Source organism: Psychroserpens sp. BH13MA-6, assembly GCF_052983595.1.
Window position 1 is genome coordinate 284,339 of the sequence record NZ_JBRJGE010000004.1, and the last position, 11,432, is coordinate 295,770.

The 11,432-nt window shown below is 36.9% G+C and carries 9 protein-coding genes; 2 read left to right on the forward strand and 7 right to left on the reverse strand.

Annotated elements, in window-relative coordinates:
* Position 1 precedes the first annotated feature (1 nt).
* The 4 genes from ACU8DI_RS10350 to gcvT all read right to left on the reverse strand — a co-directional run bounded on the left by ACU8DI_RS10350 (position 2) and on the right by gcvT (position 4,476).
* Positions 2 to 2,062 (reverse strand): S41 family peptidase, encoded by a 2,061-nt coding sequence (locus ACU8DI_RS10350; RefSeq protein WP_447112700.1) that lies wholly within the window; start codon positions 2,060 to 2,062, stop codon positions 2 to 4.
* A 43-nt stretch (positions 2,063 to 2,105) separates the two neighbouring features.
* Positions 2,106 to 2,396, reverse strand: a complete 291-nt coding sequence (locus ACU8DI_RS10355; protein ID WP_447112701.1) for a 4a-hydroxytetrahydrobiopterin dehydratase — start codon at positions 2,394 to 2,396, stop codon at positions 2,106 to 2,108.
* Between the two features lie 142 nt (positions 2,397 to 2,538).
* On the reverse strand, positions 2,539 to 3,372 hold the full coding sequence (locus tag ACU8DI_RS10360) for a sugar nucleotide-binding protein (protein WP_447112702.1): 834 nt from the start codon (positions 3,370 to 3,372) through the stop codon (positions 2,539 to 2,541).
* 21 nt (positions 3,373 to 3,393) lie between these two features.
* Complete coding sequence (gcvT, locus tag ACU8DI_RS10365; protein WP_447112703.1) at positions 3,394 to 4,476, reverse strand: glycine cleavage system aminomethyltransferase GcvT; 1,083 nt, start codon at positions 4,474 to 4,476, stop codon at positions 3,394 to 3,396.
* Positions 4,477 to 4,652: 176 nt separating this feature from the next.
* Here gcvT and ACU8DI_RS10370 point away from each other — a divergent pair, with 176 nt between their 5' ends.
* Entirely contained in the window at positions 4,653 to 6,131 is a 1,479-nt protein-coding gene (locus ACU8DI_RS10370; RefSeq protein ID WP_447112704.1) for an aminopeptidase P N-terminal domain-containing protein, read from the forward strand.
* Between the two features lie 18 nt (positions 6,132 to 6,149).
* Positions 6,150 to 6,698, forward strand: coding sequence for a hypothetical protein (locus ACU8DI_RS10375; protein WP_447112705.1), 549 nt, complete (start codon positions 6,150 to 6,152; stop codon positions 6,696 to 6,698).
* A 6-nt stretch (positions 6,699 to 6,704) separates the two neighbouring features.
* Here the strand turns inward: ACU8DI_RS10375 and thrC are convergent, their stop codons facing one another.
* Genes thrC through thrA form a run of 3 tightly spaced genes read right to left on the reverse strand, consistent with a single transcriptional unit; the run spans position 6,705 to position 11,368 of the window.
* Positions 6,705 to 8,003 (reverse strand): threonine synthase, encoded by a 1,299-nt coding sequence (thrC, locus tag ACU8DI_RS10380; protein WP_447112706.1) that lies wholly within the window; start codon positions 8,001 to 8,003, stop codon positions 6,705 to 6,707.
* Positions 8,004 to 8,924 (reverse strand): homoserine kinase, encoded by a 921-nt coding sequence (locus ACU8DI_RS10385; protein ID WP_447112707.1) that lies wholly within the window; start codon positions 8,922 to 8,924, stop codon positions 8,004 to 8,006.
* Positions 8,924 to 11,368 (reverse strand): bifunctional aspartate kinase/homoserine dehydrogenase I, encoded by a 2,445-nt coding sequence (thrA, locus tag ACU8DI_RS10390; RefSeq protein ID WP_447112708.1) that lies wholly within the window; start codon positions 11,366 to 11,368, stop codon positions 8,924 to 8,926. Before thrA ends, ACU8DI_RS10385 begins: the two co-directional genes overlap by 1 nt.
* Between the last annotated feature and the right edge of the window lie 64 nt (positions 11,369 to 11,432).

The window sequence follows — 11,432 nt, forward strand, 5'->3', positions numbered from 1 at the left end:
TTTAGTTTAAGGCGTTTAATTTGAGTAAGTCTTGAAGTATGGCTTGAGCTTCTTCTATATATATATCTTGTTTAATGTCTTTAAGAATGGTTTCGTTTAAACGCTTTTGGTCTTCATTATAACGCATCACTTCTTTTGTTGATTGCGAGTTTTTGACTAAAAATCTAGATTGGTGGACGTCCAGTGGTTGACTGATAGTGCTCCAATGTTGGCGATAATTCATGATTTCGTTATAGACATTATCAAGCGTTAACTGGTATTCGGTATCCAAATTGAAATAGTTATTCAAAATCAATTGATTGAGTCCTTTTATAGCCTCAAATGGTGTGTGATTTACTAATCGGTTGAAACTTTTTTTCTTGAGCTCTAAAACGGGTAGTTTTTTTAGTTTCGGAAATTTGATGGTTTTACCTACCGTGTCGTTTTTAAGAGCGAAGGCTTCAAATTGCTCTTGAGTTTTAAAGCCGTCGTATAAATTAGGTAGAATGATGTCTGGCACAACGCCTTTAGATTGGTGGCTTTGTCCGGTCACCCGATAAAATTTTTCAACTGTTAATTTTGAATAACCAAGTGTTTCATCTTCATCGAGCGGAAATATCACTTGAGCAGAAGCCTTGCCATGGGTTGTGGCTCCAACAATGACGGCTCTGTTATAATCTTGCATAGAAGCCGCGAAAAATTCAGAAGCAGAAGCACTGTAATTATTTACCAAAACGACTATGGGCTTTGTAAAAAGCGATCCTCTGTTAAAGTCTTTAATAGTTATGGTCTCACCATTGTTGTATCTCAAAATGGACAGCGGACCTCTATTGATAAACATTCCAGAAAGATCTGCTGCCTCTTTCATGGAACCACCACCATTGAATCTTAAATCAAGAATCAAGCCTTCAATATTCTCTTTTTGTAGTTTGTATAATTCTTTGGCGACGTCATTCGCAAGTCCGAGGCCATTTGGAGAATCCATATCTGAATAAAAACTAGGAATACTGATATACCCTACCTTTGATTGGTCTTCTATGATGAATCCTGAAACCGTATTATCTTCAGTTTTGGTCTCGGTCTTCGTGAGTTCAATATCAAGAACAGGACCATTTTTCTTTTTTATTTTAAAGGTGATGGTGTTGTGCTTTTGATCAAATAAAAAGTCTATAACGTCTTCATTGGAAACACAATAAGTCTCCAACGTTTGTGAGGTTGTTTGAAGCGATTTAATTACATCGTTGACTTCAATTTCACCGTTATTGAAGGCGGCACTTCCAGGAGAAATATGTACGATGACAATATCACCATCATCGTTTTTTTCTGTGGTGATACCAAATGAAAATTGATGGTTAGATAGCGAACTTTCAAAAATTTCCTTTTCCGTAGGTGTAAAGAACGATGAATTTGGATCGTGATAATGGAGATAGGCATTAAGAAAGGATTCTTTAACAAAAGCATCAAGACTTCCCAGCTTATTTTGTAAAGCTTCTAACTGACAAATTTCTTTTTGAATGAGTTTGGGTTTTAGTTCTTTTTCTAGGTCTTTAAAGTCCGTTTTTAAACGGTCTAAAACCGAATCATTTTCTACTAAAGCATATAAAATATTATAGCGCATGCGCTTGCTCCAATAGCTTTTAACAGCTTCCTTACTTCTAAAATAAGGCCACTTGGAATCTTTTTTAAATCGTAAAGTATCTTTACCAGAATAGTCAAAAGTGACGGTTTCTAATGCTCTAAGAATATCTTTTGAATCCTCAATGCGTTGATTCAGAACCTCGGCATATTTAGTGACGAACTCACAATTATTCGTATGGATATAATCATCTATTTGAAGGCGGTCGCTTTCAAAAACATCGATATCTTCCTGCATAAATAAACGATTACTATCATCCAAGTTATCTAGGAATAAATCATAAACGCTACTCGATAAACTATCATTAATGACTTTAGGTTGGTAATGATTAGATGTTACTAACTTCTGTAGCGCTTGTAACTGTTCACAAAAGCGTTGGTTGTCTTGAGAGAAACCGAATGACAACGAAAAACAAGTGCATAAAAAAAATACGGTGCGTTTAAGCATAATGAATGGTAGTGACGTGTAACATAAATAAACGTGGTCAACTTCAGTCTTGTACTTCTACGATATCTTCAATGGCTTGGGCTAATTTGAAGTCTTTTTCAGTGACACCATTGACATCATGTGTTGACAATGAAATTTTAAGCACATTGTAAACGTTCGTCCATTCTGGATGATGATTTTGCGATTCACACTCGAAGGCAATTCTACTCATCGCGCTAAAACAATCTTTGAAATTATCAAATTCAAATTCAGCATATAAGGTGTTGTTTCTGTGTTCCCAGTCAGGAAAGCGAAGTAATCGCTTTTCTATCGTTTCATCTTTCATTAAACTCATAGGTAGGTATTTTAAATAAAATTAGTGTATTTCTTATAAATATAAGGCATATTGATAACTGAGGCTATAAAAAAAGATAAAGCGAATGGTTTTTTCTTTGAAGTGACTTCGTAAAGCTATTGCTTTCGCAGAATGCTTAACCTTATTTTGTAAGGTCTTTGAGCACTTCAGCACTCGTGATTTCAAGATGTTTAGGCAGCTTATTAAATTTAGGTAAAACGGCCAGATATCGGTCTTCATTGGTGGTGTAGACGTGTTTGTAGGTGACACCATTTTTATAGGGAATTTGTTTGATGATATCCTTGATATATTCATCATGGTGCACCAAATCAATACTTCCTAAATGAAAAATGCCATATTTATTTCGATTGATCATATAATGAATTTGCTGCGTGACCTTAGAGTCAGTCGTAACATTCATAATGATATTTGGAAAAATTTCTATCGCTGTCTTATCTCGTAAATGCTGTTTGATTTCCTTGAGTCTTGGTGATTGCGACCCCAAAACCATAGGTAAACGAACAATGGCCACTTTTTTCTTTGGTAACCGCAATAGCATGTTCTCTATTTTAATCTTGAAGTGTCCGTAAATACTTCCGCTAAGGGTTTTGTCAAATTCATAACTTGGGTATTTGCTGTAGGCATCAAATACATTGGCAGAAGATAAAAATATGATTTTACAATCGTGTTCTAGAAGGTATTCTGAAATGTGTTGGTGTGCGATGGTTTGCGCTCTAAAATCACCTCTCAAACAGGAAATCACTATGGAAGGATTCGTCGCTTTTAGGATGTCATAAATATCATCTTCCTCCACATTATACTGAAAGAAATGCTGGTTGTTATCATAGTCTTTCTTTGGAATGCGATAGGTGCCAAACGTTTTAAAATAAGCGCAGAGCTCTTTGTAGATGGCATTACCAATGAATCCACTAGCGCCTAAAATCAAAATACGATGTTTACTGTCGAACGCCTTCATGAATCTTTCCTCATTGATTGGCTATGCCTTGTAGAAAGGTAATTTTACAACCGTTGCAGGAATCGCATTTTTGCGTACCTGAATGAAAATTTTGCTGCCAAAATCAGAAAAAATGGGTGAGACATACCCTAGGCCAATGCCCTTTTTTAAGGATGGTGACATCGTGCCTGAAGTTACTTTACCAATTGCTTTTCCATTGGCGTCTACAATGTCATAACCGCGTCTTGGCACGCCTTTCTCATCCAATTCAAATGCGACTAATTTTCTGTTTAAAATACGCTTTTTTTGCTCAGATAAATTATCAGAATTGGTGAAGGACTTCGTGAATTTTACAATCCAACCCAAACCTGCTTCAAAAGGCGATGTACTGTCGTCAATATCATTTCCATAAAGGCTGTAACCCATTTCAAGACGCAAAGTGTCTCTGGCTGCTAAACCAATAGGTTTGATACCATAGGGTTCACCAGCTTCCATAACCTTATCCCAAATTTGCTTCACCTCACTATTTTTGCAATAGATTTCAAAACCTCCGCTGCCTGTATAGCCTGTAGCAGAAATTATAACGTGTTCAATACCTGCAAAGTCACCAACAATAAAATTATAAAATCCAATTTGAAATAAGTCATGGCTAGACAATGTTTGCATGGCTTCAACGGCTTTCGGACCTTGAATGGCCAGCAAGGAATATGCATCACTTAAGTTACGCATGGTGGCACCTACATCATTTTTAGACGAGATAAATTCCCAGTCTTTTTCAATATTACTGGCATTAACTACCAACATATAGGTGTCTTCCTTGATGCGGTAAACAATTAAATCGTCAACGATACCGCCAACGTCATTAGGTATACAACTATATTGCGCTTTCCCCACGGTTAATTTTGAAGCATCATTACTCGTTACTTTTTGTATTAATTCTAAGGCTTTTGGACCTTCAATCAAAAATTCACCCATATGCGATACGTCAAATACGCCTACAGAATTTCGAACCGTTTCATGTTCTATATTAACGCCTTCATATTGTACTGGCATATTATAGCCTGCAAAAGGAACCATTTTAGCACCTAAGGCAACGTGTGTTTCTGTTAAAGCTGTATTTTTCATCTTCTAATGTGTCCTATTTTTGTTGTAATTTTACTTTGACAAATGTATCGAAAAATATCTGTTTCTTAGAAGGCTTAATAATAGAAAAATAGATTAAAAATGTGTTAATACCAGCATCTTCTCTTACAGAATGGTCATTTATTGTTAATTTTCAGAAATCTTTAAAACTCAGTCTTATGAAATCGCCAGTTATTCTTTTGTTATTATGTTTTAGCATATGCTTTGTCAATGCTCAAGAAGGCCTGCCTGAGGATTATTTAAGTAAGGAATTTCATCAATCGAGACGTGATGTGTTGCGTCAAAAAATGCCATCCAATAGTGTGGCTGTGTTCTTTGCGAATGCTGTTAGAAATAGAGCGAACGATGTAGATTACGTATATCACCAAGATCCTAATTTTTATTACCTAACGGGTTATAAGGAACCGCACGCTGTACTGGTTATTTTTTCTGAGAACCAAACAAATGCTTCCGGACAAACCTACAATGAACTGTTATTTGTTCAAGAGCGAAATCCGAGAGCAGAGCAGTGGACAGGACGCAGATTGGGTGTTGATGGCGCCAAATCTGAGCTTGGATTTGAGCACGTTTTTAACGGTAGCGAATTTATGAATTCTGGCATTGATTTTACAGGTTTTGACAAAGTGATGTATATGGATTTTAAGAATGATTACAGAGACACAAGAGAGAACGCAGATTTATATGATTTGATTCAATCATTTAAACAACAAATTAAGCTAGTAGATAATTATACGATTGAAAATGCCACAGATGACATTGAAACGGAAGCTAATAGCAATGTGGATGTTCCAACGGTAAAAACAGACACGAGAACCCTATCCTATTTGATGGCTGCTTTAAGAGAAGTAAAAACAGAAGAAGAATTGGTATTGCTTAAAAAGGCGGTTCGTATATCAGCTATGGGGCAACGTGAGATAATGAAAGCAATGCATCCAGGTATGTCTGAGACTGAAATTCAAGGTGTTCATGAATACATTTATAAAATTTATGGAAGTGAGTATGAAGGATATCCAAGTATTGTTGGTGCTGGAAATAATGGTTGTGTACTTCACTACATTGAAAACTCAAAAATGAAAGTTGAGAATGATTTAGTGCTTATGGATTTGGGTGCAGAATACCACGGTTATACAGCCGATGTGACACGTACGATTCCTGCCAACGGTACCTTTAGTGACGAACAAAAAGCTATCTACGATATTGTTTACAACGCGCAAGAAGCTGGTATTGCGGCAACTGTCATTGGCAATTCGATGCAATCACCTGATACGGCGGCGAGAAAAGTGGTTTATCAAGGCTTAATTGATTTAGGTATTGCTAAAAATGAAAGTGAGGCCAGGCAGTATTTTCCACATGGGACGTCTCATCATATAGGGTTAGATGTGCATGATCCTGGTACCTATGGTGCACTGCAAGCCAATATGGTGATTACAGTTGAACCGGGTATCTATATTCCCGATGGAAGCGATTGCGATCCAAAATGGCACGGGATTGCAGTACGAATTGAAGACGATATTTTAGTGACTGAAAGCGGTCCCATTAACCTCTCTGAGGAAGCACCTCGAACATCAGATGCTATCGAAAAATTGATGAAGAAAAAGAGTGTTTTGAATACGCTCGAATTACCGAAACTTGATTAATTTTTATAAGCATTCTAAATGAAGTTCGTCTTAAGCTCATTCGTTTGTTTTCTTGTGTTTTTTAAAGTCGAAGCACAGCATTCTCAATCTTATAAACATTATGTAGACGCCTTTGTTTTAAAGGATTCCATTATTATCAATGACACATATTCTAATGGACTTCCTAAGGAAACGGGTAAGAAATTAATTTATGTCTATGATGATTACATGTATGAGTTTTTTGCTGGTAGCTTTGTGCAATACGATAAAAAAGGACGTGTGATTACAGATTCTCAATTTGATGATTATGGGAACTATTTGTCCTATAAGTATTTTGATACCGAAGGGAATTTGTTGGAATCAATAGACGTCAAATCAATTGATACCAATGCTAAAACGGTAGATGCATTCATGGCTAATTCGTTTAAAGAAACAAAGGTATTAGCGACCAAAAAGGTTTATCGCTACAGTTATAAACGTTGTGAGTACTATCTAAGAAAAGTAGGGCCGATTGAAAACTTTAAAAAAGTAGGCCATTGGAAGTTTTACGATGAACAAGGGATGCTGGAAAAAGAAAAATCCTTTTAATAAAGATTAGGTCATCTTTAATAAAAACGTTTTTAAATCCTCATAGTTACTTATTTTTTTAGACACTTTGTTTTTATCCATAACAGCTTTTATTTGGTCTGGAAGTTCCATAGTTGTTTGGATGGTTTCTTCAACGACGTCCAAGAATTTTGTGGGATGCGCTGTTTCTAAAAACACACAATGTGCATCAGGATGCTTCTCTGCATACGCTTTGCATCCTAAATATCCGACGGCACCATGAGGATCAGCTATATAGTGATAATGTTCATAAATTTCAGTCATAGCAGCTTTAGTCTCATTATCTGAAAAACTGAAGGAAGATAAGTTATTTTGCAATAGCTCAAAATTATGTTGGTAAATTTCCTGAATTCGGATGAAGTTACTCGGATTCCCAACGTCCATCGCATTACTGATGGTCTGAATAGAAGGTTTCGGTATGTAGTGTTTCGTTTGAAGGTATTCGGTCACGACGTTGTTAGCATTATTCGCTGCGATGAAATGTTTAATGGGCAATCCTAATTTTTGCGCCATCATTCCGGCACAAATATTTCCGAAGTTACCACTAGGAATAGAAAAAACAATATCTTCATACTTTCGGTGCAGCTGCTTGTAAGCAAACATAAAATAGAACATTTGTGGAAGCCATCGCGCCACGTTGATGGAATTGGCAGATGTCAATTGCATATGATCCGTAATGCTTGTGTCTAAAAACGCCTTTTTGACCATATCTTGGCAATCATCAAAGACGCCATCGACTTCTAGGGCCGTAATATTTTTACCTAAAGTTGTTAATTGCTTTTCTTGAATAGCACTCACTTTTCCTGACGGATAAAGAATCACGACATTTACCCCTTTGACACCTAGAAATCCATTAGCGACAGCACCTCCAGTATCACCAGATGTCGCTACTAGTACCGTGACGTCTTCGTTATTGTTTTCGTTAAAATAGCCGAGACATCGCGCCATAAACCGTGCACCAACATCTTTAAATGCCATCGTTGGTCCATGAAACAACTCTAAGGTTGAGATTTGTTCGTTTAATGGTACCACAGGAAAATCAAAATTTAAAGTGTCCTCTACGATTGCTTTTAACTTTGGCTCAGGGATGTCTGGTAGCACAAATTGTTTGATGGCTTCAAATGCAATTTCTACAGGTGATAATTGGTCAATTTGTTCAAAAAAAGTAGCAGATAAGGGTTTAATCTCACTAGGAAAATATAAACCTTTATCAGGAGCAAGCCCTTTAATTACGGCATCTTTAAAATTGGTGTTAGGTGCTTGTTTATTGAGACTGTAATAATTCATCTATAGTATGTTTACACCTTTCGTATTAATACGTGATACGTAAATCTCGAAAGCAATATTGGTTTGAGAATATATGTTTTTGATGGCAGAAGCAACATTTTGAGCCACTTTTTCTCCATGGCATAAGCTGAAAATTGAAGGTCCCGATCCCGAAATCCCACAACCCAGAGCACCATGATTTAAAGCAGTTTCTTTTACGTTTTGATAGTGTGGGATTAACCGACTGCGATAGGGCTCAACCACAACATCATGGAGAGATTGACTAAGTAAGTCATAATCACTCGTGTGCAAGGCATGAACAAAACTTCCCACATTTGACCATTGTGTAATGGCATTTTTCAATGGAATAGCATCGGGTAAGATAGCTCTAGCTTCTGATGTTTTAATCTCTATTTGAGGATGAATAATTACAGTAAACAAATTTTCAGGTGTTGGTAACTGAAGTACATTTAAAGGTGCAACTGATTTTACAAGAGTAAAACCACCAAAAAGGGCAGGAGCAATATTATCGGCATGCTCGCACTGACTTGCCAAAGCTTCACCCTTCATAGCGAAATAAGTAAGTTCAAGCTTGTTATAAGGTCTGCCCAACAACTCATTTATTCCAAAAACACTACCAACAGCACTGGCAGAACTACTTCCGATGCCACTACCTGGTTTAATGCGTTTGTATATTTCAATTTCAAAACCACAATCAGGTTTCGCGTCTTCTAGAAGTGCTAAAGCTGAGACACCCGCCACATTTTTTTCAATCTCGAAAGGAAGATCAAATCCGACAATCTTCGTGATTTTCAATCCTTTTTCTTTGGTTTTTTTGATCACCATTTCGTCTCCAATTGAATCAAGGCAAAACCCTAAGACATCAAAGCCACAAGAGACATTAGCCACTGTTGCTGGCGAAAATAGTTTGATACGTTCCATTATTTGTTACCTGTTCTTATGATGTCGGCAAATAGTCCTGATGCCGTTACATCTGCACCAGCACCAGCCCCTTTGATTATCATAGGTTGGTCGGGATAGCGCTTCGTGAAATACATCACAATATTATCTTTTCCTTCCAGATTGTAAAAAGGATGTCCTTCAGGGATTTCTTTTAAGCCTACTTTAGCATTTTCACCATCAAACTCAGCGACGTACTTCAATTGACAACCGTTAGCTTTTGCTGAGCTATACAGTTGCTGGAAATGTGATTCATCTTGTAGTAAACTCTGATAAAAATCATCTACAGATCCGCTGTTCAAGTTGCTTTCAGTTAAAAAGGAATTATTCTCAATATCTTCAAGTTCCATTGTTGTTCCACTTTCGCGAGCTAAAATTAAAATTTTTCTTGCAACATCAACACCACTCAAATCAATCCGAGGATCAGGTTCCGTATAGCCTTCTTTTTGAGCTTGTTTGACCACATCGTGAAATTTGGTAGAAGCATCAAAGTTATTGAAAACAAAGTTGAGACTACCAGATAAAACAGCTTGGATAGAGGTGATTTTGTCACCTGAAGCTACTAAGTTATTCAGTGTGTCAATCACAGGCAAACCAGCGCCAACATTCGTTTCAAATAAAAAAGGCGCGTTGTATTTGCGAGATAATTCTTTTAATTCATTGTAGTTTTCAAAAGCACTAGAACAAGCAATTTTATTACAGGCCACTACAGAGATACTTTCTTTGAGATAGTTGGCATACAATTTTGAAACGTCCTTATTGGCAGTAATGTCCACAAAAATACTGTTTCGTAAATTGAATGCTTTCGCTTTCTTTAGGAAGCCATCGAGTGAAGCGGTTTCTCCTTTGCTAAGTTGCGATTTCCAATCTTTTAATGAGAGACCGCCATCGTCAAAAATCATGGTTCTGGAATTGGAAAGGCCTACGACTTTAAGATTAATTTTTAATTGCTCTTTGAGGTATTTCTTCTGTTGTTTAATTTGCTCTACTAAGCGTTCACCAACATTTCCAACACCCGTTATGTAAACATTGAGTTGTTTGGTTTTATCTTCAAAAAAGCGTTCATGCAATGCATTTAGTGCTTTTTTGACATCTTTTTCTGCAATCACTGCTGATATGTTTTTTTCTGAAGCCCCTTGTGCGATGGCTCTGATATTAATATTGTTTTTACCCAATGTACTGAACATTTTCCCACTGATCCCTTGGTGACTCTTCATCTTGTCACCTACTAATGCTACAATCGACAAATCCGTTTCCACAATAATTGGATCGATTTTGTGCAGCGATATTTCATTGTCAAAAATCTCATCTATGGCTGATTTAGCTTGTAATGAGTCGTTGATATCGATGCCAAAACAAATTGAATGTTCTGAAGAGGCCTGTGTGATAAAAATCACGTTAATTTTTTCTTGAGCTAAAGTTTCAAATAGACGCTTGGAAAATCCTGGGATGCCCACCATGCCATTTCCCTGAAGTGTTAACAGCGCAATATTGTTGATGTTGGAAATCCCTTTTACGGCTCCTGTATTGCCATTCAAATCATTAGAGATTATGGTGCCTGCGGCTTGAGGCTCTAGTGTGTTTTTAATATGAATTGGAATTTCTAAATCTAACACTGGCTGTACGGTTGGCGGATAAAGGACTTTAGCACCGAAATGTGAAAGCTCCATGGCTTCCTGATACGAGAGCTGCTTAATAGGAAACGCCTGTTTCACTATTTTTGGATTCGTCGTATACATACCACTAACATCTGTCCATATTTCTAGTCGATTAACTTGTAAGGCAGCTGCGATTATGGCCGCTGTAAAATCTGACCCACCACGACCAAGCGTTGTTTGCTCTCCAGATGACGATTTCGCAATAAATCCAGGAAGAATGGTAATAGCTTGTTGGGCATCAGAAAAATAGGTTTTGATGTTGGCATTTGTTTGCTCATAAAGTACTTCCGCTTTGGTAAAGTTTGAATTGGTTACAATGAGTTCCTGACTGTTTTTTCTCAGGCAGTTCATGCCTCTACTTTTCATCGTTTCAGAAATAATGAAAGAGGAAAGAAGTTCGCCAAAACTCACCAATTTATCTGAGGTTTTAGGAGATACTTCATTGATGAGAAAAATACCATCGAGAAGCTGTTTTAATGCCTCCAGTGTTTTATCGAGCTCCTCTACGACTTTCTTCTGATGAGAAGGAATCAATTCTGAAACAATGTTGTGGTGCTTTTTCGAAATGAATGCATATTCCAATTGGTAGTCCAAGTCTTTATTTTGAGCAAGTTCACCAGCTTTGAGTAGTTTATCTGTAATGCCACCAACCGCAGAAACGATACAAATGACCTTTTCGGTTTTTGAATAATTTCCTAAGATTTCTATGACATTATTTATATTTTGTGCTGAACCTACTGAGGTTCCTCCAAATTTTAAAACATTCATTGGTAGTATTTTAATAAAATGCGTTGCTGATTAAATTCCTATATCATAGGATCACTGTGGTGCT